A 22,618-nucleotide genomic window follows, 5' to 3' on the forward strand; every position below is an offset into this window, starting at 1 on the left:
GTCCCATCGCGGCGACCAGGGCCTTGAGGGCCGCGGCGGACAGGGCGTAGTCCGTGGCGATCGCCTTGCTCGACTGAAATCGGCCAAGTCGGCAGGTTGCGGCAGCAAGGCGGTGGCCGCCGGCCGGCCTGGCGTCACCGCGACCGATGGCGGCCCGTTGGTGCGAAGCTTCACGGCAGGCCGTATGGCCGGGACCCCTCCTTTTCGCCGGTGAGCGGCACCGCCGTCTTCATGTACTTCGCGACCCGCAGGAACCAGGCCGCGTTGGCGAAGAGGTCCGCGTCCCGGAAAGCCGCCTCCGGGTGGCTTCCGGCCCGGCGGCCGCCGGGCCGGCCCGCCCGATGCCGGGACAGCCCGGCGACGAGCATCGTGGCTTCGGCGCGGGCGGCTCGCTGCTGTTCGGACAGCCGGGACGCGGCCGGCGCGGCCAGCGCTTGTTCGTAGTCGGCCGGGTCGCACTGGTCGAGCAGCGCGCGCCTGGCGTCCCAGATCTGCAGGACCCGCAGGTGCAGCCGGAGGTCGAGGTGCCGGTGCAGGGGCGACCACCGTTCGTCCCAGTTGTCCAGGGCCGCTGTCACCCACCCCGGGCGCGGGAACCGGGAACGCAGGAAAGCGCTGGGCCGCGACGGCTCGAGTGACAGCCGGACGTGCGGGAACGCGTCGGTGAGTTCGGCCCACAGCGGATGCAGCCGCCGGTACGCGTGGTAGGTGCGCCACCAGGTTCTGGCCGACGCCAGCCGCGGTCCCCAGCCGGGGGTGGTCAGCCCGGCGAGCGACAGGGGGACGGAGAGCACGAGCAGCCAGCGGACCAGCGCGCCTTCGTTGGTCGCGATCGGGTGGCCGACGACGGCGAGCGCGATGAACGCGGCACCCACCAGGAAGTAGAGGACTCCGAACAGCAGGCCGAGGGTGCCCGCCAGCAGGCCGCGGCGGATCCACGGGTCGTCCACCAGCCGCGACCACGTCCAGGTGACCTTCGCGGTGGCCGTCACGATGATCCCGGCGTAGGCGGTGAACACCGCCATGTAGACGCCGGCGAGTCCGCTGTCGCTGTAGTGCGAGACGTGCGCGGCCGTGAACTGGGCGGGATCGGCGAGCACGGCGAACACCAGCATCGTCGTCAAGGTCGCGGCGAGCAGCCAAGCGTGCCGGACGACGTGGCGCACGGCCCGCTTGCGTTCGTAGATCAGGAAGAGGTAGGCGAGGTGGCCGAAGCAGAGCGCCACCGGCACGCACACGTGCTGCAGGATCACGGTGATCCGGGCCCACGACGGGATCGGACGGGTCACTTCGGCGCCGTACTCGACCAGGCCGAGGTACAGCGCGAACGCCATGAACTGCGCGGACAACCACGCGCAGAGCAGCGTGTCGTTGAGTGGCTTGCGCCGCAGGGCGCGGAGGAAGTAGAGCCAGGCAGCGGTCGTGACCACCGCCGCCACGACCGTGGTGCCGGGGAGGTTCACCGGGGCCTCCGGGCCAGCAACGCCTCGGCGAACCGTTCGTTGGCCTCGGCCACCGTGTCCGAGCGGAACGGCGGGCGGACCGAACGCCGGGCCCTGTCCGCGCGCGACCACATCAGCGCCGCCGCGACCTCGGCGACCCTTTCTTCGACGGCCGAGTAGCCGTCGCGTCTGACGAACCGTTGTGCGCCGCGCACGACGTCCGGATCCAGCTCGTCGAGTTCGTCGCGGGTGAGATCGCCGACCGAGGTACCGCGGTGCCCGAACAGCACGTGCGCCGCTTCGTGCATGATCACGTGTTCCTGCTGGAGCGGCGGGAGGGACTGGTCGAACACGATCACCAGGTCGTGGGCGCGTTCGATGACCAGGCCGCCCGCACCGTCACGGGGCAGGTCGGCGGGCAGCAACGCGATGTGCTTGCCGCGGCGCCGGGTGATCTGGTCCAGCAGCGCGCCGAGTTCGCACGGCGGCGACCAGGACAGTTCGTCGAGCACGCTTTCGACCGCGTGCCGCAGCTCGGACAGGTTGGCTCCCGCCGGACGGAGCGGATCCTTCATCTGCCGGTGCCACCGGAGCCGTCCGGTTCGTCCAGCTGCTCGATCAGCCGGGCGACCGCGAGCAGGCTCTCCGGCGAGAGGCTGCCGAGCCGGGCGTTGATGCCCAGCACGCCGCCGCGCTCGGCGGCCTCCTGCAGCCGGCGCGCGGCGGCGAGCGACTCGAGCTGCTCGTCGGCCGCCGCGGCCTTCTCCTCGTCGAGGAAGTAGGTTACCTTCACGCCGAAGAACCGGGCGAGCGCTTCGAGCGTCTCGATCTTCGGGTTCTGTTCCTGGCCGGTGCGCAGCTTCCACACGGTCGTGCGCGACTTCCCGATGTGCGCACCGATCTCCTGGTCGGTGACGGTGTGCTCGCCGTCCCGGGCCGCCTTCTTGTCGATGAGGGTGGTCAGCGCGTCGGCCAGTGTCCTTCGGGCGTTCGGGTCAGACATGATCCACTCTGTTCATTAAACTTTACTTGACAAGACTCTTCGGTGCTCAATAGTATCGGTGCATCCGCTTCGGGGGGTCGTGGCAGAGCTCGCGAAGCGGGGTTTGTGCGGGGGTGTGACAGGCACGGACGAGTGCGTCTCGTCGACGCCTTTTCTGTTCTGTGTGCGGCAATTTCGCGTGATTCTCGTTCGTGTGCGCTCCGAGATGTCCTCGCAAGGTTTCTGATGGCAATTTCGTGCAACAGTGCAATCCGATCAATTGAGGGGAAAATCAGATGCGAATTCGTAAGCTCGTGACGCCGGTCGTGGCGGCGGTCGCCGCGCTCGCCACCTTGCCTGCCCTGGCTTCGGCGGCCTCGGCCACGACGCAGACGGTACAGGCGAACGGACTCCTGCACGAAGTCTTCAACGGCCGATGCCTGGACGGGGACGTTTCCGGTGGTGGTGGCAACGGCTCCCGCGCCCAGCTGTGGGACTGCAACGGGCTGACCAACCAGATCTGGTCCAGGACGAGCGCGGACTACTCGTTGCGGATCTACCCGTACGGCGGGACGGCCCGGTGCCTGGACGCCGACGTGTCCAGCGGGGGCGGCAACGGTTCCCGGGTCCAGCTGTGGGACTGCAACGGCCTGACCAACCAGCAGTGGTACTGGGACGGGAGTGCGCGCGCCTACGTGAACGGCTACAACGGCCGGTGCCTGGACGCCGACGTGTCCAGCGGGGGTGGCAACGGTTCCAAGATCCAGCTGTGGGACTGCAACGGCCTGACCAACCAGCAGTGGTACTGACCCGGCGGTAGGTGCGGCGACCGGCCCTGTAACCCCTCCCCGTATCGACGAACGTAGGCAAACGCTCGCCGAGAAACCGGGAGGAACTCTTGCGGTACAAGCACATGGCGGCCGGGCTGGTCGCCGCCGGCCTGCTCACCCTGGTCATGACCGGGACGGCCGAGGCCAAGCGCCCCTGCGGCCCCACCTACGAGCAGGACGGCTTCGGCACCCTGGGCACGGCGTTCACGCTGAAGTCCAAGCACGACGACGACGGCCCCGCCGGGTCGCCGTTCGTCGTGGGGGAGGAGTTCGAGATCCACACCAACGTCGCCGGCCAGATCTGGACCATCACCTTCGCCGACAACGGCAAGGTCTTCTTCACCGGCGACGACGTCTCGACGACGACGGGGATCCGCGAGCAGCACGCGACCGCCAACCAGCCGGGCGTCACGCAGCATATGACCGCGGACGCGCGGAACCACACCACCGGCGAGACCATCCACGGTTTCCTGGACGTGCTCCCGGTCCCGGGCTGCGGCGGCTGAGGGGAGGAGGCCGCCGCGGCTGGGGGTTTCCTCAGCCGCGGCGGCGCAGCTGCGCCAGCGCCTCGGCGTCCAGCGGCCCGCCGCGCTCGGCCAGGCGCGTCCCGATCCGCTCCCGGTCCGCCGCCGTCTTGTTGCCGCCGAACTTGAACTTCGCGCGGACGCCCGTGATCGTGAACTCGATCCCGCGGATGCCCGGCAGCAGCCGCCGGTCCGGCGCGTCCTGGGCGGCGCTCACCGGCGCCCGGGCGCCGTCCGGCTCGAAGTGCCGCAGCTGCTCGCCGAGCAACGCCGCCTTCGCCGCGGGGTCGTCGACCAGCCGGACGTCCCCTTCCAGCTGCACCGTCGCGTAGTACGACGTCGGCACGCCGTACGCCGGGTCCGCGTCCGTGTTCCAGTCCGCGCGGATGTAGGTGTAGTCGCCGACCACCGTCAGCAGCGCCCGCGGGTGTTCCTCCAGCAGCGGCCAGATCGGGTTCGGGCGCGCCAAGTGCGTGACGATCGTGTGGTCGCCGTCGAACGCGAAGTGCGCCGGCGACACCACCGGCAGGTCGCGGTCCCGGCCGCCGGCGATCAGCTGGCCGAAGTCGTGCCCGGCCAGCCACGCGCGCCACTCGGAATCGGACGAGGCGTCCCACGGGTGGATCAGCATGGCCCGAGTATCACCACGGCGAGTGGCCTCGTCACAGGGCCATTTCCGGCTTACTTCTGATGGCCACTTTCGGCGAGCTCGTCCTCGGCCAGGATCTCCGCGACGGACTTCCGGCGGCCCGGCGCGGCGGGGGAGGCGTCCAGCGCCCCGCCCGGCTTGAGCTCCCGGACCGTGAAGTACAGCCAGCCCAGCAGCGCCATCGCGCCGAACGCGATCCACTGCAGCGCGTACGACAGGAACGGCCCCGAATCGGTCTGCGGCAGCGGCAACGCGCCCAGGACGCCGGGCTGGCCGACGTCGAGCTGGAAGTACCCCGGCCGGATGTCGAGCTTGCCCGCCCGCGCCACCACCCGGGAGTCGACGACGTAGCTCTGCAGCTGCCCGCCGGTCGAGGCGTCGGCGAAGGCGTCGCGGTTCTTCGGGTCGGTCTCGTCCGCACGCACCCGGGCCGTCACGGAGACCGTCCCGGCCGGCGGCGGCGCGAACGGCAGCGCGCCGGACTTGCTGTCCAGCCGGACGTACCCGCGGTCGATCAGCACGACCGTGCCGTCGGTGGTCCGCATCGGCGTCAGGACTTCGTAGGCGCCTTCGCCCTGGACCGTCCGCAGCCGCGCGACGACTTCCTTGTCCGGCAGGTACTGGCCGGTGATCGACACGAGGTGCCATTCGGTGCGCCCGCCGGGCACGCTCCCCGGCGGCAGCAGCTGCGTCAGCGGCAGCGGTGCGGCGGTGAACGACGCTTCGAGGGCGGCGTTCTGCTGCTCGCGCTCGGCGTTGCGGCTGAACTGCCACGGCGAAAGGAGCGTGAAGCAGCAGACGGCGAAGGTGAACACCACCGCCGTCAGAGCCAGCCACCCGGGCCGGAGCAGGAACCGCAACCGCACCCCACCACGGTAGCCCGTGCCGCCCGCCGGGCTTCGCGGGCTGTGACCTCTACCGCCGCGAACGCACCCAATCCAGCAAACCGGGCACCGCGCGCTCGACCATGCCGAGGACGTCTTCGAAGCCGTCGTCGCCGCCGTAGTACGGGTCCGGGACCTCGGCGCCTTCGGGGGCCGAGGGGTCGAACGACCGCAGCAGCCGCACCTTCGCGGGGTCCTCGACCCGCGACCGCAGGAACGCGAGGTGCCCTTCGTCGGCGGCCAGCAGCAGATCGGCGGCCAGGTCCTCGTCGGACACCTCGGACGCGACGTGCGAGGTGGGGTAGCCGTGCGCCTTGAGCGTCGCCCGCGCCCGCTTGTCGGCGGGCTCACCGGCGTGCCACGGCCCGGTACCGGCACTGGTGACGCGGACGGCGTCACCGAGCCCGGCGTCCTCGAGCCGGGACCGGAAGACGAGCTCGGCCATCGGGGAGCGGCAGATGTTGCCGGAGCAGACGAAGACGATGTGCGTCACGCCGCGAGCGTAACCACCGGGTGGAGGCGGACGTGCGAAGACCGCGGCCGTCGGCCCGCGAGCGTAACCACCGGGTGGAGGCGGACGTGCGAAGACCGCGGCCGTCGGCCCGCGAGCGTAACCACCGGGTTCACCCGGTCACCCGCCCGCTCGGCGGTATCCGCGGCCCGCGGCGCGCACCTAGCGTCGATCGGGCGAGGACGCGAACCGGAAGGAGAGCGATCATGCACGGATGCTGCTCGAAGTGCACGGGCCAGGGCTGCGGCTGCTGCGGCAACTGCAACTGACCGCCCCCGGCGTCCGCGGCGGCCCGTCGCCGCCGCGGCGCCTCCACCTCCGCGCACCGGCCAGGACCGGCGCAGGCCGCTCCTAGCCCGCCACGCAGGTCGCCGAGGTCGCCTCGGCGAGGGCGCGCGTGTGCAGCGCGTCGAACCGGTGGTAGCCGTCCACCACACCCGCCGTCACCAGCTGCCGGACCGGGCACGACCGCGCCGCGCGGACCCGGGTCGTCGCCGCCAGCTCCGTCAGCAGCCCCGTGTTCAGCCGGTCGATCACCGGGCGGATCCGCCCCAGGTCCGGCCGGGTCGTCGGCGCCTCCGCGGGGTGCGCGTCCCAGCGCGCGTAGAGGCCGCGCTGCACCAGCTTGTTCGCCTCGATCTGGGCGTGGAAGAACCGCACCGCCTCCGCCGGGCCGAGGCCGAGCCCCGGGGCACGCGCCGCGACCGAGTCGTAGATCTGCTGTTCCCGCACCGGGTCGTCGATCGGCGACGGCGTGCCGTACTTGGCCGCGGCCACCTGGTCGGCGATCGCCACGCGCTGCGCCGCCAGGTCCGTCAGGTGCCACAGCGACGACGTCGCGGCCGAGGCCGGGACCGTTGTCAGCAGGAGACCGGAAACCACCGCGAAGAGCACCGCCAGTACTCGCATGGCCCGCGACCGTACATGCGAAGATCCCCGGGTGCCCGCGCTTTCCGAAATCATCACCGTCCTGGAGCAGGCGTACCCGCCCGCGCTCGCCGAGTCGTGGGACGCCGTCGGCCTCGTCTGCGGCGATCCCGCCGAACCCGCCGGCCGGGTGCTCTTCTGCGTCGACCCGGTCGCCGAGACCGTCGGCGAAGCCGCCGAGCTCGGCGCGCAGCTGATCGTCGCCCACCACCCGCTGCTGCTGCGCGGCGTGCACGGCGTGCCCGCCGACACCGCCAAGGGCTCGCTCGTGCACCGGATGATCCGCGCCGGCATCGCCCTCTACTGCGCGCACACCAACGCCGACTCCGCCGACCCCGGTGTCTCCGACGCGCTCGCCGCGGCCATCGGCCTGCGCGTGACCGGCCCGCTGACGCCGAACGCCGACGGCGTCACCGGCATCGGCCGCGTTGGCGAGCTGCCCGCGCCCGAGCCGTTCGCGGCATTCGTCCAGCGCGTCGCCGACGCCCTGCCCGCGACCGTGCCCGGCGTGCTCGGCGCGGGCGACGCGGACCGCCCGATCCGCACGGTCGCCGTGTCCGGCGGCGCCGGCGACTCCTACCTGAAGCAGGCCACCGCGGCCGGCGTCGACGCCTTCGTCACCGCCGACCTGCGGCATCACCCCGCCGGCGAACACCTCGCCGGCCCGGGTGCGGTGCCCGCGCTGGTCGGCGTGACCCACTGGGCCAGCGAGTGGCCCTGGTGCGGGCAAGCCTCGGCGCTCGTGGCGCAGGCGTTTGCGGGTAGCGTTGACGTTCACGTGTCCACGCGGTGCACCGACCCGTGGACCGTCCGCGCCGAGCGCACACCGATTTACCAATCCGGTCGAAAGTAGGCGGACACAAACCGGAGCGAACTCGCTCACCGGCACCTGTTCCGCCGTGGCTGCCGGTCGGATTGGTAACAATCGACACAGTAGAGGAGCACCGTGAAGGCCGAACCCGCCGTGCAGCGCCAGTTGCTCGAGCTCGCCAAGGTGGACGCCGAGCTCTCGCGCACCGCGCACCGCCGCCGCACCCTGCCCGAGCTGGCCGAGATCGACGCGGGGGAGAAGACCGCCCGCGAGCGCCGCGACGCGCTCGTGTCGGTGGAGACCGCCGCCTCCGACCTCGACCGCGAGATCGCCCGGCAGGAGAAGGAGATCGAGTCGGTGCGCGCCCGCGAGGACCGCGACCGCAAGCTGCTCGCGTCGGGCTCGGTCAACTCGAAGCAGATGACCGACATCGAGCACGAGCTGCAGTCGCTGGAACGCCGCCAGAGCGCGCTCGAGGACGACCTGCTGGAGCTGATGGAGCAGCGCGAGGCCCTCGGCCTGGACGCGCAGCGCACCGGCGCCGAGGTCGACAAGGCCGAGGCCGAGGTCGCCGCCGCGATCGCCCGCCGCGACGAGGCGTTCAAGGACCTCGACACCACCCGCGCGCGCCGCGCCGAGGACCGCGAGAAGCTGGTGCCGCGCTTCCCGGAGCCGCTGCTCAAGCTGTACGAGCGCGTCCGCGAGCACAAGGGCATCGGGGCGGCGCTGCTGCGCGCCCGCCGCTGCGGCGCCTGCCAGCTGGAGCTGGACCGCAACACGGTGAACGAGATCAAGGCCGCCCCGGCGGACGACGTCATCCAGTGCGAGAACTGCGGCGCGATCCTGGTCCGGACCCTGGAGTCGGGTCTGTGACCTCGCACGTCATCGTCGAAGCGGACGGCGGCTCGCGGGGCAACCCGGGGCCCGCGGGCTACGGCGCCGTGGTCCGCGACAGCGACGGCGAAGTCCTCGCCGAGCGCAAGGAAAGCCTCGGCGTGGTCACCAACAACGTCGCCGAGTACAACGGCCTGATCGCCGGGCTGGCCGCCGCGGCCGAGCTCGGCGCGTCCACAGTGGACGTCCGGATGGACTCGAAGCTGGTGGTCGAGCAGATGTCCGGCCGCTGGAAGATCAAGCACCCGGACATGCAGCCGCTGGCCGAGCGGGCCAAGGCACTGGCCGCGGGCTTCTCCCGCGTCAAGTACGAGTGGATCCCGCGGGCGCAGAACTCCCACGCCGACCGCCTGGCGAACGAGGCCATGGACGCCGCGACCGGCAAACCCGCCGCGGGCCGGCCCGGCGCCGCTAAGAAGACCGCGGCCCTGCCCAAGCTGCCGACCCGCAAGCCCGACCGCGCGGCCGTGGCCTGGACCGGGGCGAAAGGCACGCCGACCCGGCTGCTGCTCCTGCGGCACGGCCAGACGGAGATGTCGGCCCTCCGGCGTTACTCCGGCCGCGGCGACGTCCCGCTGACCGAGCTGGGCCGGGGGCAGGCCGCGGCGGCGGCGAAGCGGCTGGCCGCGATGGAGGGCCTGGTCGTCGACGGCGAGGCCGTCCCGATCGTCTCCTCGCCGCTCACCCGTACCAAGCAGACCGCGCAGGCCGTCGCCGACGCGCTCGGCGGCCGCGTCGAGACCCATCCCGGTCTCATCGAGACGGACTTCGGCGAGTGGGAGGGCCTGACGTTCGCCGAGGCGGCCGACCGCGACCCCGAACTGCACAGTTCGTGGCTGAGCGACAGCTCGGTGCCGCCGCCCGGCGGGGAGAGCTTCGACGTCGTCCACCGGCGCGTCCGCAAGGCCCGCGACGAGCTCATCGCCGAGCACGGCGGCAAGACGTTGGTGCTGGTCAGCCACGTGACACCGATCAAGACCCTGCTCCGGATGGGCCTCGACGCCGGGCCGCAGCTGCTGTTCCGGCTGCACCTGGATCTGGCGTCCCTGTCGATCGTCGAGTTCTACCCGGACGGGAACGCCTCGGTCCGGTTGGTCAACGACACCTCGCACCTCGTCTGACCGGGGAAAATGTGGGGTGGATCACGCTCAACACCGACGCGTGGCCGACCCCGGATGGGGTATTGGCTACAGTGTCTCGACCGCGTCGCCGCGGTGGCGGATCCGCCTGCGGATCCACTAAGGGGGCGCCAGCTCGCGCGTATCCCACCGGCAGAAGCCTGCGGGCGGAACAGTGACGAGGACATGACGGCTAGCGCACTCACCGAGACCTCCCAGAGCGACGTCCCCGAGGACCCGGCCACCACGGCCGCGCGTGGCTGGGGCGCGCGCCTGGCCCCGGTGCTGGCCGTGCTCGCCGGCGTCGCGGCGGTCGCCGCCCACGCCACCCGCTACGGCCACTGGATCGTCGACGACGCCGCCATCACCTTCTCCTACGCCCGCAGCTTCGCCGACGGCGTCGGCCCGGTGCTGCAGCCGGGCGCCCCGCCGGTCGAGGGCTTCTCCGACCCGACGTGGATGGTGCTGCTCGGCCTCGGCAAGCTCGTCGGCCTCTTCGACCGCGGCACCCTCTTCGGCATCCCGGACTACGTGCTGTTCCCGAAGGCGCTCGGCCTGCTGTTCACCGGCGGCGTCCTGACCGCCTGCTACATCGCCGCGAAGCAGATCTTCACGCGGTTCGCGTGGCTGGTGACGCTGGTGGCCGGCCTGACGCTGGCGACGATCCCGTCGTACGTCATCTGGGTCGTGTCCGGCCTGGAGAACTCGCTGTTCGCGTTCGCGGTGGTCACCCTGGCCGTGACGCTGTTCGTCTCGGTGAAGCGGGACAAGCTGCTGACGCCGAAGGTCGCGCTGTGGGCCGGCGTGCTGGTCGCGTTCGCGGCCCTGACCCGGCCGGAAGGCCTGATCTACGCGGGCGCGTACCCGCTGGCGGCGCTGTTCCTGCTGCGCGGCGGCCTGTTCTGGAAGAGCTTCCGGCTCGCGCTGCTGTCGGTGGCTGCGTTCGCGGTGCCGTTCGGCGGGTACGTCGTCTGGCGGCACGCGGAGTTCGGCCGGCTGCTGGCCAACCCGTCGGTCGCGAAGCAGCAGGGCCTGCCCGGGTTCGACGCCGTCAAGCGGCCGTTCGAGCTGGTCGGCTACGCGGGCTGGGCCGGCGTCATCGTGCTCGCGCTGGTGATCGGGTTCGCGCTGGTCAAGGCGCCCTGGCGGCGTTCGCTGGTCGCGTTGCTGGTGCCGCTGGGCCTGGGGATCGTCGCGTACGGCGTGATGGTCGCCGACTGGATGTACCAGCACCGGTTCGCCAGCCCGATCTGGCCGCTGGCCGTGATCGCGGGCACGCTTTCGGCCGGTGAGCTGCTGCGCCACCGGCGCGCGCTGCTGCGCGTGGGCGTGATCGTCGTGCTGGTGGGTGCGTTCGTGCCGTCGGCGTTCGGGTTCGCGGCCGCGGCGGACAAGTTCGCGAAGAACCCGAACATCACGGCGTGCCTGGTGGCCGACCGCTTCGGCCGCGGGTTCAACACCTACGCCGACATCCTCGGCCTGCAGAAGGCGTCGCTGCTGCTGCCGGACCTCGGCGGCTCGTCGATGACCAGCCGGCTCGAGCTGGTCGACATGGCGGGGCTGGTCAACAAGCCGATCGCCGACCTGGTGCACGACAACGACCTGGCCGGCCTGCGCAACTACGTGTTCGACACGGTCAAGCCGACGTTCATCCACTCGTGGGGCCCCTGGGCGGCGGGCAACGGCATCGCGCTGGACCCGCGCCTCGACCGCGACTACGTCCTGATCTACAGCTCCCCGATCGAGGGCCTCCGCAACGGCGACTGGGTCCGCCGCGACGCGGTCACGGACCCGGCGAAGCTGAAGGCGGCCCAAGACTACGCGGCCAAGACGATCCCGGCCGTGGCGGCGGACCGCTTCGGCGGCCCCCTGGACGACTGCGGCCCGACGATGAAGCCCGGCCAGACGATCACGATGCCCAGCTGACCCGAGTCCCGCCCCCGATCACGCGAGTCCCGCCCGTGATGGCCCGCCAATCACGCGTGATGCCTCTCCAATCACGCGTGATGGCTCGCTGATCACGCGTGATGCCCATTCACGAGGCCAGGCCGAGGCCCAGCCACAGCGCGACGGTGGCTGCGGCGAGGCACAGCGGTGTCGTGAGCGCGCCCAGCGCGTGGAACGTCCGGGCCGAAGGGGGCTTAGGGAGCGTCCGGCGCCACAGGAGGGTCGCCAGCGAGCCGAGGTAACTCGCGTTCGGGCCGATGTTCACCCCCAGGAGCACCGCCAGCAGCACGCCCGGCGCCGGGTGCGGGCCCAGCACGGACAGCAGGATCAGCGTCGCCGGCAGGTTGTTGACGAGGTTGGCCAGCAGCGCCGCCACCCCGGCCGCCACCAGGAGGTCGACCAGACCCGTCGACGTCGGCAGGACGTCACGCAGCACGCCGCCGAGGACGTGCTCCGACACGGCTTCCACCACCACGGCCAGCCCCAGCACGAACAGGCACAGCTGCGGCGCGGCTTCGCTGACCAGCTGCCACGGCCGGATCTTGCCCCGCGCGAGCGCGCGCACCCCGAGGATCAGCGCGGCCAGCGCGGCGATCCACACCGGCTCGACGTGCCCGAGCTGCCCGACGGCGAACCCGGCGAGCGTCAGGCCGAGGATGACGAGGGCGAACGTCGGCGTCTCGAGGTGCTGCCGCGGTTCGGGCGTCTCGCGCGGCCGCAGGTCCGCGGCGAAGAACCGCAGGAAGACGACCAGTTCGATGGCGAGGGTGACCAGCCACGGCAGGGCCATCAGCGCGGTGAACCCGGCGAACGTCAGCCCCGACGCGGCGAAGGCCAGCAGGTTCGTCAGGTTGGAGACGGGCAGCAGCGTCGACGCCGAGTTGGCCAGGTGCGCGCAGGCGTAGACGTGCGGCCGGGCGGGCAGTTCCAGGCTGGTCGCGGTGGCGAGGACCACCGGCGTGAGCAGCACGACGGTGGCGTCGAGGCTGAGGATCGCGGTGACCCCGGCCGCGGCGGCGAACGTCAGCACGAGCAACCGCCGCGGCCGGCCGTGACACGCCTCGGCGAGCCGGTTGCCGAGCCAGGTGAAGACACCGTCCACACTGGCCAGAAAGGACAAAAGGAGGATCGCGGCGAGAAAGCCCAGCGTGGGCAGGATCTCGACGGCCCGGTGCCCGGCCGCGGCGGGCCGCACCAGCCCGAGCAGGAGCGCGACTCCGGCGGCGGGCACGGCGGCGACCGCCTCCGGCCAGCCCCGCGGACGGACGATCGCGAAGACGAGCACACCGGCCAGGAGGAGCAGGCTGGCCGCGCCCGCGAGGAGATTCACGCGTCAACGCTAACCGACGCCCCGATTTTGTCGGTGGTGCCGGGTAGCGTGGAAGACGGGGGGCGCCCCCGCGGGCCCGGGTCCCGGATCGCCGGCGGCTCTCACTGAAGCGGCGGCTTCGGGGTGGCGGAGCCGGTCAGCCGGGTGCGGAAACCCTCGACGTGCCGAGCCGGCCCCGCCAGTCCGATGTGGACTCCCCCGCGGCGGCCAGGAACCCGCCGAGTCCCGAATGGACGGACCCCGCGAGCGGGTCAGCGACCGTCCCCGCGCTGGGAAGACTTCGCCAGCGCCCCACCGAGTTCCGCGCGCCCGGGGATGCCGAGCTTGCGGTACGCGCCCGACAGGTGCAGCTCCACCGTCCGCCGCGTCAGGTGCAGTGCCGTCGCGATCTCGCGGTTGGTCAGCCCCTGCGCGGCCATGACGGCGATCCGGTTCTCCTGCCGCGTCAGGCCGTGCTCGTTGTCCTTCGCCGGCGTCAACGCCCGCCGCGACGACCGCAGCTCCTCGGCCGCCCGGCGCGCCAGCGGACGCGCGCCGCAGTGCTCGCTCAGCTCCACGGCCTGCCGCAGCGTCTCGATCGCCTTTTCGGACTGACCGTGCCGCGCCTGCAGCGTGCCCAGCTCGGTCAGCGCCGTCGCCAGCTGCAGCCGCGCCGGCGACGAGCGCAGCGTCGTGATCGCCTTCTGCAGCGCTCGTTCGGCTTCGTCGTCCTCGCGGACCAGGCCGAGCGTCGTGAGCGCCGTGCCCAGCGGGCGCGGCGCACCCCAGCGGGCGGCGGCGTTCATGTCCTCTTCGGCCAGCCGCGCCGCGTCGTCGGCCTGGCCGAGCGCCAGCGCCGCGCGCGCGGCGTGTGCGCGCCAGGGCACGAACCCCGGGAACCGCATGCCGTGGTGCGCCAGCCGCCGTCCGCAGCTCAGCAGGTCCTCGAAGCCGAAGCGCGTGTACCCCGTCGCGACGCGCAGGCGGCCCCGCGCGTACAGCAGGTACGTGTGCGTGAACAGGCCCTGGCTCGCGACGAAGTCCATCCGGTCCAGCAGCGACGTCGCCGCCTCGAACCGGCCGAGGTCCACCCAGCACTCGACGAGCTTGGCCGCGCACAGCACGCCGACCGGGCAGGTCGTCGTCCCGCCGCGCTCGTCGAACCGGCGCAGCAGCGATTCGAAGTGGACGCTGGCCCGCTGCAGGTCGCCGCTGGCCTGCAGCGCGATCCCGCGGGCCAGGGTCGGCAGCGCGCCGTGCGGCACGTGCACGTCCCACGGCTCGCGCTCGACGTCGAGGACGCGGCACAGCCGGTCGACGTGCGCCGGCTCGTCCGCGAGCACCGCCGTCGCCAGCGTGAAGAAGTAGTGCTGTTCGAAGAGGTCGCCATCGTCTCCGGTCAGCGCGTCCGCGAAGTGGCCGACGGCGTCCTGCGACGACTCGCCGTTGCGGACGGCGTCCAGGGCCAGCAGCGCCGAGCGGCTCCGCTGGGCCGCCGGGTCGGTCAGCGGCGCCCACTGCTCCTCGAAGTCGCGGAACTCCGGGGGCGGCCCGAGCCGGCTGCCCGCCTCGGCCAGGTAGGTCATGCACAGCAGCGGCCACACCGCGTCCGGGCCGCCGGCGTCCAGCCGCGCGGCGATCTGGCCCGCCGCGCTGATCCCGAGCCGCGCGTCCTGGCCGCCGCACAGCGACAGCAGCATCGCGGTGGCGATGTACGCGGCGGTCTCGCGGTTGCCGACCGTGTCGACGGCCTCCCGGACCCGCTTCGCCGCGCCGGGCGGGTCGAACTGGAACTCCGCGTGCGCGAGCTGCAGCAGCACGGCCATCCGGCGCCCGGACGTGAGCCGTTCCTCCAGCGCCCGCCGCAGGTGCCGCGCGGCCAGCTCGGGCCGCCCCGAGAACACGGCGTCGCGCGCGCTCAGCCGCAGCACGTCCACCGCCCACGGGATCCGGATCGACGTCGCTTCCAGCAGGTGGGCGGCGACGCGCTCGGCCGGCGCGCCCGTCTCCGTCAGCAGCTTCGCCGCGCGGGAGTGGTTGACCGCCCTCGTCGTCCGCGGCATGTCCTTGAGCAGGGAGTTGCGGACGAAGGAGTAGGTCAGCGTCGGCTGGCTGCTGTTGTTGAGCACGTGCAGCCGGACCATGGTGTCGATGGCCTGCAGCGCGTCGAGCTCGTCGACGCCGGCCAGCTTGGCCAGCAGGTCGAAGGTCGCGTCCTCGCCGAGCACCGCCGCCGCGTGCAGGATGGCCGGCGCGTGCGGGAACTCGTGCATCCGCGTGTGGAGGACCTGACCGATCAGCGACGAGCCGAGCTCGTGCGGGTCCGCGCCGGGCAGCAGCCGGGGTCGCAGCGCCTGCAGGAGGTACGGGTTGCCGCCGGTCGCCTCGCGGCAGGCGGACGCGAGCTCGCCGGGGGCGAGGCCGAGGATCTCCGCGGCGGCCGCGTCGCCGAGGCCGTTGAGCGTGATCGTGGCCGGCGTGCAGCCCGCCATCTCCAGCAGCGCGACCTCGCGGTGCGGCGGGTGCCCGGTCAGCGACGTCAGGAGGATGAACACCGGCAGGTCGAGGACGCGGTTGCGGATGTAGGCCAGGCACCGCATGGACCAGGCGTCGGCGAGGTGGACGTTGTCGATGCCGAGGAACAGCGGACCCCGCGCGCTCGCGTCGCGGACGATCCGGAAGAAGAGGTCGAGCGCTTCGCTCTCGCCGGCCGGTCCGCACAGCTCGGCGACGGGCGGGCGCGGCGGCGCATCCGGTCCTTCGAGCGCGTCGGCCAGCTGGCGGACGAGGCCGCCCGCGAGGTGGCTCTCCAGCCGCGACCCGGTGGCGGTCGCGACGGTGAACCCGGCGTCCGCGGCCAGCGCGGCGGTGGTCCGCAGGGTGGCGCTCTTGCCCATGCCGAACTCGCCGACCAGCACCGCGCTGGCGGCCGTGCCGCCCAGCGCGAGCGGGAAGAGACCGGTCAGGCGGTTGAGTTCGGGCTCGCGGCCGGGGAGCCGCGGGGCGGGACGCTTCGGTACCGAAGCCCCGCTGACGGGGTGCTCGGGATTTACTTCGGTATCCACCGTAAGGACTTTCATGTTGGGTTGGGGCAGACTACTGGAAACCGGCCGGCCACGGGAGACTCCGCGGCGCTCGGCCGGCACCGGCCACGACCTGACCAGGGGAGACGATGGACGCAGGGGATGCGAACCGGATCTTCCCGGCGGCCGGCCGGGTAGTGCTGAAGGCCGTGACGGCCACCCCGAGCGCGAGCAGCAGGAGCGGGCCGGCCGCCTTCCGGCGCCGGGCGGCCCCATCGCCCGGCGGCAGGTAGCCCAGCCGCGCGGCCTCGGCCAGCGCGCCGGTCACCGGGCCGAACCCGGCGACCCGGCTCCGGCAGCGGGCGCAGCCGAGCAGGTGCGCTTCGAACTCCGCCGGATCGTCGAGGACGCCGAGCCCGTAGGCCGCGGCGTCCGCGTGCCGCCCTTTCATCGGACCGCCACTTCCCCGAGCGCCTTCCGCAATTGCCGCATCGCCGTGTACAACCGCGATTTGACGGTTCCCTCGGGAATTCCGAGAATTTCCGCCGCCTTCCGAACGGTGTTTCCCGCGAGATAGGTCTCGTAGATGACGGACTGATATTTCGCGTCCAGTTCCCGCAATGCCCGAGTAATCGTTAGCGCCGCTAACGAGCTGTCCGCGCGGTCGGTGGACTCGGCGTTTTCCGGGATCTCCAGAGCGACCTCCTGCGGGCGGACCCGGCGATTCCGCCAGCCGTCGATCACGATCCGGCGGGCCACCGTGAGCAGCCATCCACGCAGCATTCCGGGCTCGCGTTCGAGCGTGTCGGAGTGCTGCCAAGCGCGGATCATCGTCTCCTGCACCACGTCCTCGGTCCACTGCCGGTCATGGTTCGTCAGGGCCAGGACCTGCGAAAACAGCGTCGCGCGGAAGTCCTTGTAGAGCAACGGGACGAGGTCGTCCCCCGTGTCGGGGCCGGTGTCGACCGCCGTGGCGGACGGGGCGTAGCCGACGTGGCCGCGACTTTCTCTGCCCAGTGCTTCCATAAAGCTCGCAACCTCACCTGACTGGCGGACCGTGGGGCTACCGGAGCGTAGCGCAAAAAGACTTAATAGACCATATGCATTAGTTTCCCGACCCAATTAGCTGCGGGCCTGCCGTGGCTCTCCGTGGCGGTGTTCACAATCTGTATTTGTGATGCACGTCACAGGTCACTAAAAGGTGACGGTGAGAACCGGATCACACCTTCCGGCCGTAGCTGGAGATGAGAACTCCTTCGCGAAGGGACAACGGGGATGCCGCTCCGATTCGTGGCGTTGCTGGCCGCCGCGACCGCGCTGTTGCTCGGCTGTGCGCTCCCGGCGTCGGCCGGGGAACTGCAGCAGACCGACCGTGCCCTGCTGACCCGGCTGAAGCAGCACACGCTGTGGGCCGTGCCGTCGAGCAGGCTCGCCGTCGAGCGCGCGACCAACCGCCGCGTCCGCGCCGTCGCCGTCCGCATCGCCGACGACCAGGCCCGCCTCGACGTCGCCCTGCGCGCGGTCGCCGACCGGCTCGCCGTCACCCTGCCGGGGGAGCCGACGGACCAGGAGCGCACCTGGGCCGGCGAGATCGCCGCCGACTCCGGCGACCGCTTCGACCGCGCCTACGTCAACCGCCTCCGCGCCGAGTACGGCACCCTCTTCGGGCTCGCCTCCGACGTCCGCGCCGGCACCCGCGACGACGACGTCCGCGCGTTCGCCCAGACCGCCGTCGACACCTCCCTCGGGCACCTGACGCTGCTCGAGAGCACCGGGCTCGCCGAAACCACGTCCCTGCTCGTTTCCGCCACCGAGGACGACACCCTCGGCGGCGGCGCCATCGCCGTCGGTGCCGTTTGCGTGGCCCTCGCCGCGGTCGCCACGTTCGGCCTGCTCCGCCTGCTCGGGACCCCCGGCAGGACCTCGCCGCGCCCCCGGAGGTAACGCCGCCCATGTCCCCCTCAGCCGCGCTGATCCCGGTGTCCCCCCACGACACCGGGATCGCCGAGGCGGCCACGCTGTCCGGCCGCCTCACCTACCTCTGCATGTGCCTGACGCTGTGCTGGGGCGTCCTGTCCGCCACCGGCTGGGTCCGCCGGTTCAGCGGCCAGGACGCGCTCCGCACCGGGCACGTGCTGCTCGCCGCGTTCACCCTCGCCACCGGCACCCTGCACGGGCTGACCCTCCTGTTCCTGGAAGACGACCCGTTCGGCGTCGCCGACCTGCTGCTGCCCTTCTACGACGGCACGCCGAGGCACGCGCTGGGCATCGTCGGTTTCGAGCTCGTGATCGCGGTGTCGGTGACGGCGGGCCTGCGCCGGGGCGCCCGTGAAGGCCGCTGGCTGCGCTTCCACCAGGCCGGGTACCTCGCCATCGGCCTGCTCGCCGTGCACGCCTGGCTCGGCGCGGTGTCGAGCGGGCACCTCGCCGTCGTCTGGCTCGCCGGCATCACGCTGCTCGTCCCGCCGGTGCTGCTGTCGGTCCTGCGGGTGCTGCCCGCGGCGGTGCTCGCTCGCGCCGGGCTGGTCACGCTGCCGCCGGCCGAGCCCGGCCCGGAGCCGGCGACCCTGCGCGTCGACGTCGACAGCCAGCGCTGCCACGCCTACGGGGTCTGCCAGTCCGAGGCGCCCCAGGTCTTCCGGCTCGGCCTGGACGGGCAGCTCGCGTACGAGAAGCGCCCGGAGGCCCAGCTGGTCGCGAACGTCCAGGCCGCCGCACGCGCCTGCCCCATGCGAGCCATCCACCTGTTGGGAGCCACCCGATGAGCGAACGCATCGTCATCGCCGGAGCCGGTCTCGCCGGCCTCCGCGCGGCCGAACGGCTGCGCGAACTCGGGTTCGACGGCGAAGTCGTCGTCCTCGGCGCCGAGCCCGACATCGCCTACCACCGCCCGGCGCTGTCCAAGCAGCTGCTCACCGGCGCGGTCAGCCGCGCCGACACACTGCTCGCCGACCCGCTCGAGGTCGACGCCGAATGGCGGTTCGGCACGCCCGTCACCGCGTTGTCGCCGAACCGGCAGATCGTGCACCTGCGCGACGAGGAACTCCGCTACGACGGGCTGATCATCGCCACCGGCGTGGAACCCCGCCGGATGCCGGGCGCGCCGCACGGCCACCCGCGCGTGGTCGTCGTCCGCACCCTCGCCGACACGATCGCCCTCCAGCGGGCGCTCGCCGCCGGTCCCGGCCCGGTCGCCGTCGTCGGTGACGGCTTCATCGGCTGCGAAGTCGCCTCCAGCCTCCGCGAGATGAACCGGGACGTCGTCCTCTTCGGACGGTCGAGACCGCTGCTGGCCGACGTCCTCGGCCGCGACATCGGGGACTGGCTCACCGCGCTGCACACCGCCCGCGGCGTCCGGCTCGAGCTCGGCACCACCATCCGCCGCTGGCGGCCCGCACCGAACCACGTCGGCCTCGAGTTCGCCGACGGCCGGGCGATCGACGTCTCCTGCGTCGTCGTCGCCGTGGGCAGCGTCCCGGCCGTCTCGTGGCTGCGCGGCGCCAAGCTCCCGCTCGACGACGGCGTCGTCTGCGGGCCCACCTGCCACGTCGTCGGCTCGTCGACGGTCGTCGCGGCCGGCGACGTCGCCCGCTGGCCCAACCTCCGCTTCGACGCGACGCCCCAGCGTGACGAGCACTGGCTCAACGCCGTCGAGATGAGCCGGGCGGCGGCCCAGAACCTGCTCACCGGCCCGCAGGGGTCCCCGGCCTACACCCCGGTGCCCCGCTACTGGTCCGAACAGCACGGCGTCCGCATCCAGGTCGCCGGCCGCCCGTCCCTGGCGACCGACACGGTGCTGCTCGAGTCGCCCGTCCCCGGCACGCGGCCGATCACCGGGTTCGTGCGCCACGGCAGGCTCGTCGGCCTGATCGGCCTCGACAGCCCGGCCGCGGTGCTGCACTGGACCGCCGAGCTCGCCCGCCAGCACCCCGTGCCCGCCGAACCGCCGCCCGAGGTCCGCCCGCGTCACCACAGCGAGGCGGTGGCCGGGTACTGAGCTACCATCCAGCCTGCGGACGAGCTGGCAGGGCGGTCGCGAGCCGGGGCGACCCGGTTCGAGGAAAGTCCGGACTCCGCAGGGCAGGGTGGTTGCTAACGGCAACCCGGGGTGACCCGCGGGACAGTGCCACAGAAAACAGACCGCCCCCGTCCTGGACGGGGGTAAGGGTGAAACGGTGGTGTAAGAGACCACCAGCGTCCCGGGTGACCGGGACGGCTAGGTAAACCCCACCCGGAGCAAGGCCAAGAGGGAGCCTCCGGGCTCCTGCGCAGGCGTTCGAGGACGGCCCGTCCGAGCCTGCGGGTAGGCCGCTGGAGCCTGCCGGCGACGGCAGGCCGAGATGGATGGCCGCCGCCCCGGAAGCCGCAAGGCGACCGGGGAACAGGATCCGGCTTACATGCCGGCTCGTCCGCCCCGTACCCCGATCAGACCTCCGACCACGCGTGATCGGAAGGTCAACTCGCGTGATCAGAAGGTCAACTCGCGTGATCAGAGGGTCGACACGGCGGAACCGGCGGCCCGAAGCCGTGTCGACCTCCCAATCACGCGAGTCGACTCTCCAATCACGCGTGTCGGCTGCTACATCACGCTCGGGACCCGGCGAAGTGTGGTTCCGTCGTGTGGTTACCCGGTAGTAGGGTGCCGCTATGGCGGGTGACGAGAAGCGGTTCAAGTCGGCGTTCGATTCCTTGCACGCGTTGTCGTACTTCGCGCCGGAGGTCGATGCGGCGCTCACCGGGATCGGGCTGCGGCCCGGCCGGATGCCGTACTTCGCGAGCCGGTCCGCGGCCATGGGGGCCGTCGGTCCCGAGGTCGTCGCCGCCACGTTCTACAACTTCAGCCCCGAGGTCGTCGCCCGCGTGATCCCGCGCGCCTGGACCCTGGCGACGCCGGAGCAGGTCCTGGACGCGCGTCTCGACGGCGTCGACAAGGCGCTGACCCGGCTGCTCGGCGACCACGTCAAGAGCGACGAGGTCGCCGAGGCCGCCGAACTCGCCCGCGAAGCGACCGCCGGCTGCACCGCCGAAGGCCGCCCGCTGTACGCCGCCCACGCGGGGCTCGCCTGGCCGGGGGAGCCGCACCTGGTCCTCTGGCACGCCGTCACGCTGATCCGCGAGTACCGCGGCGACGGCCACATCGCCGCGCTCGTCCTGAACGGCCTCAGCGGCCTCGAAGCCCTCCTCACGCACGTGGCCACCGGCCGCGGGTTCACCGTCGACACCGCCAAGCTGACCCGCGGCTGGAGCGACGAGCAGTGGGCCGCCGCGATCGCCGGGCTGACCAGTCGTGGTCTCCTCGACGCCGAGGGCGGTCTCACGGACGAGGGCGCCGCCGTCCGCGACCGCGTCGAGGTCGCCACCGAGACCGCGTCGCAGGGCCCGTGGGAGCACCTCGGACCCGAGCGGGCCGCCCGGCTCGAGGAGCTGTGCCGCGGCCTCAGCCGCCGCGTCGTCGAGGCCGGCGCGTTCCCGGACGGCGTCTTCGCCCGGCGGCGTTCGTGAACGGTCAAGATCACGCTATGTAGTGAAATCCGCGTTAAGCCTTGACCACCCCGTGACGGACAGCGCGGCCCTCAAGATCGACATGGCCGCCGACCGGCGGGAGGGCGGTGACAGAGCGGACTCGGGGGACGCCGCCGTTCGTGTCATGCGACACTGTTCCAGGCCGCACAACGGCCACAGTGTCAGTACCCACAGTGAGCAAATCCCGGGCAATGGGGTGAGTTCGTCAGCACACTGAGAAGTATGGGTGGCCGGGGTTCAACCCGAGGGCCCTTGCCGCGATGATGGTGGGCGTGGAGTTTTCGCGTGCCATCCGCACCACGCCGGTTGACGAGCCAGCCGGTCTCTACGCTGCGCACTTTGACCACTACCCCTCGTAGCCCCCATTATGTTCGAAGCACCGCCTGAGCCAGAACCGCGCGGGCCCCACCGCGCACCGGGAGTATCGCGATGATGACCTTGACCACCCTCGACACGCTGGCCGCCGGCGAACTGGGCACGGGAAACGTGCGCCAGTGGCTGCTCGACAACGTCATCCCCCTGGTGCTGCTGTCCGTCGCGCTCCTGCTCCTGTGGCTGGGCGGCGGCAAGGGCGACAACGCCGGTGTCATGCGCCGGCTCGCCGGCGTGGTCATCGCGCTCGCCATCATCGGTCTCGCGGTCAGCGGCGCGGGCGTGAACGTGGGCCAGTGGATCGCCGGCCTGTTCACCGGCTGAGGCGGCCGGCGTGCGCATCAGGACTGACGACGAGGTCTACCGGGTCGACGCCGTGTGGCTCGGCCCCCCGAAAGCGACTTTTCCCTGGAGAGCCCGGTACGTCGCCTGGCTCATCGGCATCCCGACGTTCTTCGTGGTGCTCGGCGTCGAACGCTGGGCGGGCTGGAGCTTCGGGTTCTTCTCGACGGCGTGGGCGTTCGTCGCCACCATCGTGATCACCCGGCTGCTCACGGCCAAGATCAGCCACGAGCGCCCGCTCGGCGCCGTGGTCGCGATGGCCGGGCGCGAGCTGAACACCCCGAGGGAACGGACCACGGGCACGGGCGGCGCGGTCAGCGCCAGCCGCGTCCGGGTGCGGGCCGAGCGCCCGCTGCCGAAGCACCGCCGCAGACGGCAGTACCAGCACCACGGCGGCCTGCCGGGTGCGGCGTCACCCACGCCCCCGCCACCACCCTCAACGGGGGCGTTTCGCGCCACTGCACCGATTTACCAGGGAGCACCACGAGCGCGCCGGAGCCGGGGCAACTCGGCTCGGGCCGGGAGGTAGT

23 protein-coding genes and 1 other RNA gene are annotated in these 22,618 nt (G+C 72.2%); 13 read left to right on the forward strand and 11 right to left on the reverse strand.

Features of this window, described 5'->3' with window-relative positions; genetic code table 11:
* Positions 1-170: 170 nt before the first annotated feature.
* Genes AB0M93_RS47315 through AB0M93_RS47325 form a run of 3 tightly spaced genes read right to left on the reverse strand, consistent with a single transcriptional unit; the run spans position 171 to position 2,445 of the window.
* The gene (locus tag AB0M93_RS47315; protein WP_364287649.1) at positions 171-1,463 is read right to left on the reverse strand and encodes an MAB_1171c family putative transporter; all 1,293 of its coding nucleotides are present in this window, start codon (positions 1,461-1,463) and stop codon (positions 171-173) included.
* On the reverse strand, positions 1,460-2,017 hold the full coding sequence (locus AB0M93_RS47320) for a hypothetical protein (RefSeq protein WP_364287652.1): 558 nt from the start codon (positions 2,015-2,017) through the stop codon (positions 1,460-1,462). The genes AB0M93_RS47315 and AB0M93_RS47320 overlap by 4 nt, the downstream gene beginning before the upstream one ends.
* The gene (locus tag AB0M93_RS47325) at positions 2,014-2,445 is read right to left on the reverse strand and encodes a helix-turn-helix transcriptional regulator (protein ID WP_364287655.1); all 432 of its coding nucleotides are present in this window, start codon (positions 2,443-2,445) and stop codon (positions 2,014-2,016) included. The genes AB0M93_RS47320 and AB0M93_RS47325 overlap by 4 nt, the downstream gene beginning before the upstream one ends.
* Positions 2,446-2,720: 275 nt before the next feature.
* On the opposite strand from AB0M93_RS47325, the gene AB0M93_RS47330 reads away from it, so the two are divergent.
* Together AB0M93_RS47330 and AB0M93_RS47335 are read left to right on the forward strand one after the other, a co-directional pair.
* The gene (locus AB0M93_RS47330) at positions 2,721-3,233 is read left to right on the forward strand and encodes an RICIN domain-containing protein (protein ID WP_364287658.1); all 513 of its coding nucleotides are present in this window, start codon (positions 2,721-2,723) and stop codon (positions 3,231-3,233) included.
* A gap of 89 nt (positions 3,234-3,322) precedes the next feature.
* A complete protein-coding gene (locus AB0M93_RS47335; RefSeq protein WP_364287661.1) occupies positions 3,323-3,760 on the forward strand; it encodes a hypothetical protein in 438 nt (145 codons plus the stop codon).
* A gap of 31 nt (positions 3,761-3,791) precedes the next feature.
* Here AB0M93_RS47335 and AB0M93_RS47340 read toward each other — a convergent pair whose 3' ends face one another.
* From AB0M93_RS47340 to AB0M93_RS47355, 4 genes are all read right to left on the reverse strand, one after another.
* The gene (locus AB0M93_RS47340; protein WP_364287664.1) at positions 3,792-4,409 is read right to left on the reverse strand and encodes an FMN-binding negative transcriptional regulator; all 618 of its coding nucleotides are present in this window, start codon (positions 4,407-4,409) and stop codon (positions 3,792-3,794) included.
* Positions 4,410-4,459: 50 nt separating this feature from the next.
* Entirely contained in the window at positions 4,460-5,293 is an 834-nt protein-coding gene (locus AB0M93_RS47345) for an SURF1 family cytochrome oxidase biogenesis protein (RefSeq protein WP_364287667.1), read from the reverse strand.
* 49 nt (positions 5,294-5,342) lie between these two features.
* Positions 5,343-5,804: a low molecular weight protein-tyrosine-phosphatase gene (locus tag AB0M93_RS47350; RefSeq protein ID WP_364287670.1), complete on the reverse strand. Its 462-nt coding sequence runs from the start codon at positions 5,802-5,804 to the stop codon at positions 5,343-5,345.
* Positions 5,805-6,173: 369 nt separating this feature from the next.
* Positions 6,174-6,731, reverse strand: a complete 558-nt coding sequence (locus AB0M93_RS47355) for a chorismate mutase (protein ID WP_364287673.1) — start codon at positions 6,729-6,731, stop codon at positions 6,174-6,176.
* A 31-nt stretch (positions 6,732-6,762) separates the two neighbouring features.
* Here AB0M93_RS47355 and AB0M93_RS47360 point away from each other — a divergent pair, with 31 nt between their 5' ends.
* The 4 genes from AB0M93_RS47360 (at position 6,763) to AB0M93_RS47375 (ending at position 11,498) form a co-directional block, all read left to right on the forward strand.
* A complete protein-coding gene (locus tag AB0M93_RS47360) occupies positions 6,763-7,602 on the forward strand; it encodes a Nif3-like dinuclear metal center hexameric protein (protein WP_364287676.1) in 840 nt (279 codons plus the stop codon).
* Between the two features lie 93 nt (positions 7,603-7,695).
* Complete coding sequence (locus tag AB0M93_RS47365; RefSeq protein WP_364287679.1) at positions 7,696-8,433, forward strand: C4-type zinc ribbon domain-containing protein; 738 nt, start codon at positions 7,696-7,698, stop codon at positions 8,431-8,433.
* Positions 8,430-9,575, forward strand: a complete 1,146-nt coding sequence (locus tag AB0M93_RS47370; RefSeq protein WP_364287682.1) for a bifunctional RNase H/acid phosphatase — start codon at positions 8,430-8,432, stop codon at positions 9,573-9,575. Before AB0M93_RS47365 ends, AB0M93_RS47370 begins: the two co-directional genes overlap by 4 nt.
* Before the next feature lie 183 nt (positions 9,576-9,758).
* Positions 9,759-11,498, forward strand: coding sequence for a hypothetical protein (locus tag AB0M93_RS47375; RefSeq protein WP_364287685.1), 1,740 nt, complete (start codon positions 9,759-9,761; stop codon positions 11,496-11,498).
* Positions 11,499-11,607: 109 nt separating this feature from the next.
* Here the strand turns inward: AB0M93_RS47375 and AB0M93_RS47380 are convergent, their stop codons facing one another.
* The 4 genes from AB0M93_RS47380 to AB0M93_RS47395 form a co-directional block, all read right to left on the reverse strand.
* Positions 11,608-12,849, reverse strand: a complete 1,242-nt coding sequence (locus AB0M93_RS47380; protein ID WP_364287688.1) for an SLC13 family permease — start codon at positions 12,847-12,849, stop codon at positions 11,608-11,610.
* Positions 12,850-13,100: 251 nt separating this feature from the next.
* Positions 13,101-15,893, reverse strand: coding sequence for an AAA family ATPase (locus AB0M93_RS47385; protein ID WP_364287691.1), 2,793 nt, complete (start codon positions 15,891-15,893; stop codon positions 13,101-13,103).
* Between the two features lie 31 nt (positions 15,894-15,924).
* A complete protein-coding gene (locus AB0M93_RS47390) occupies positions 15,925-16,302 on the reverse strand; it encodes a zf-HC2 domain-containing protein (protein ID WP_364287694.1) in 378 nt (125 codons plus the stop codon).
* The gene (locus AB0M93_RS47395) at positions 16,299-16,877 is read right to left on the reverse strand and encodes a sigma-70 family RNA polymerase sigma factor (protein WP_364287697.1); all 579 of its coding nucleotides are present in this window, start codon (positions 16,875-16,877) and stop codon (positions 16,299-16,301) included. Before AB0M93_RS47395 ends, AB0M93_RS47390 begins: the two co-directional genes overlap by 4 nt.
* A gap of 249 nt (positions 16,878-17,126) precedes the next feature.
* Here AB0M93_RS47395 and AB0M93_RS47400 point away from each other — a divergent pair, with 249 nt between their 5' ends.
* The 7 genes from AB0M93_RS47400 (at position 17,127) to AB0M93_RS47430 (ending at position 22,617) form a co-directional block, all read left to right on the forward strand.
* Positions 17,127-17,795 carry a DUF4142 domain-containing protein gene (locus AB0M93_RS47400; protein ID WP_364287700.1) on the forward strand — a complete coding sequence of 223 codons (669 nt, stop codon included), beginning with the start codon at positions 17,127-17,129 and terminating at the stop codon, positions 17,793-17,795.
* Positions 17,796-17,803: 8 nt separating this feature from the next.
* Positions 17,804-18,616 carry a ferredoxin gene (locus AB0M93_RS47405; protein WP_364287703.1) on the forward strand — a complete coding sequence of 271 codons (813 nt, stop codon included), beginning with the start codon at positions 17,804-17,806 and terminating at the stop codon, positions 18,614-18,616.
* The gene (locus AB0M93_RS47410) at positions 18,613-19,848 is read left to right on the forward strand and encodes an FAD/NAD(P)-binding oxidoreductase (protein ID WP_364287706.1); all 1,236 of its coding nucleotides are present in this window, start codon (positions 18,613-18,615) and stop codon (positions 19,846-19,848) included. Before AB0M93_RS47405 ends, AB0M93_RS47410 begins: the two co-directional genes overlap by 4 nt.
* Positions 19,849-19,868: 20 nt before the next feature.
* Positions 19,869-20,263, forward strand: an RNA gene (gene rnpB, locus AB0M93_RS47415) — RNase P RNA component class A.
* Between the two features lie 235 nt (positions 20,264-20,498).
* A complete protein-coding gene (locus AB0M93_RS47420) occupies positions 20,499-21,353 on the forward strand; it encodes a hypothetical protein (RefSeq protein ID WP_364287709.1) in 855 nt (284 codons plus the stop codon).
* Positions 21,354-21,803: 450 nt separating this feature from the next.
* Positions 21,804-22,070: a hypothetical protein gene (locus AB0M93_RS47425; protein WP_247061182.1), complete on the forward strand. Its 267-nt coding sequence runs from the start codon at positions 21,804-21,806 to the stop codon at positions 22,068-22,070.
* 10 nt (positions 22,071-22,080) lie between these two features.
* A complete protein-coding gene (locus AB0M93_RS47430; RefSeq protein WP_364287712.1) occupies positions 22,081-22,617 on the forward strand; it encodes a hypothetical protein in 537 nt (178 codons plus the stop codon).
* Position 22,618: the final 1 nt, after the last annotated feature.

Origin of the sequence: Amycolatopsis sp. NPDC051102 (assembly GCF_040682815.1) — a bacterium.
GTDB lineage: Bacteria > Actinomycetota > Actinomycetes > Mycobacteriales > Pseudonocardiaceae > Amycolatopsis.

Bases quoted from the DNA above. Each gene is read 5' to 3' on its own strand.
- AB0M93_RS47320 (WP_364287652.1), bottom strand. From the start codon at position 2,017: ATGAAGGATCCGCTCCGTCCGGCGGGAGCCAACCTGTCCGAGCTGCGG.
- AB0M93_RS47330 (WP_364287658.1), top strand. From the start codon at position 2,721: ATGCGAATTCGTAAGCTCGTGACGCCGGTCGTGGCGGCGGTCGCCGCG.
- AB0M93_RS47400 (WP_364287700.1), top strand. From the start codon at position 17,127: ATGCCGCTCCGATTCGTGGCGTTGCTGGCCGCCGCGACCGCGCTGTTG.
- AB0M93_RS47420 (WP_364287709.1), top strand. From the start codon at position 20,499: ATGGCGGGTGACGAGAAGCGGTTCAAGTCGGCGTTCGATTCCTTGCAC.
- AB0M93_RS47425 (WP_247061182.1), top strand. From the start codon at position 21,804: ATGATGACCTTGACCACCCTCGACACGCTGGCCGCCGGCGAACTGGGC.
- AB0M93_RS47395 (WP_364287697.1), bottom strand. From the start codon at position 16,877: ATGGAAGCACTGGGCAGAGAAAGTCGCGGCCACGTCGGCTACGCCCCG.
- AB0M93_RS47405 (WP_364287703.1), top strand. From the start codon at position 17,804: ATGTCCCCCTCAGCCGCGCTGATCCCGGTGTCCCCCCACGACACCGGG.
- AB0M93_RS47340 (WP_364287664.1), bottom strand. From the start codon at position 4,409: ATGCTGATCCACCCGTGGGACGCCTCGTCCGATTCCGAGTGGCGCGCG.
- AB0M93_RS47390 (WP_364287694.1), bottom strand. From the start codon at position 16,302: ATGAAAGGGCGGCACGCGGACGCCGCGGCCTACGGGCTCGGCGTCCTC.
- AB0M93_RS47375 (WP_364287685.1), top strand. From the start codon at position 9,759: ATGACGGCTAGCGCACTCACCGAGACCTCCCAGAGCGACGTCCCCGAG.
- AB0M93_RS47355 (WP_364287673.1), bottom strand. From the start codon at position 6,731: ATGCGAGTACTGGCGGTGCTCTTCGCGGTGGTTTCCGGTCTCCTGCTG.
- AB0M93_RS47325 (WP_364287655.1), bottom strand. From the start codon at position 2,445: ATGTCTGACCCGAACGCCCGAAGGACACTGGCCGACGCGCTGACCACC.
- AB0M93_RS47410 (WP_364287706.1), top strand. From the start codon at position 18,613: ATGAGCGAACGCATCGTCATCGCCGGAGCCGGTCTCGCCGGCCTCCGC.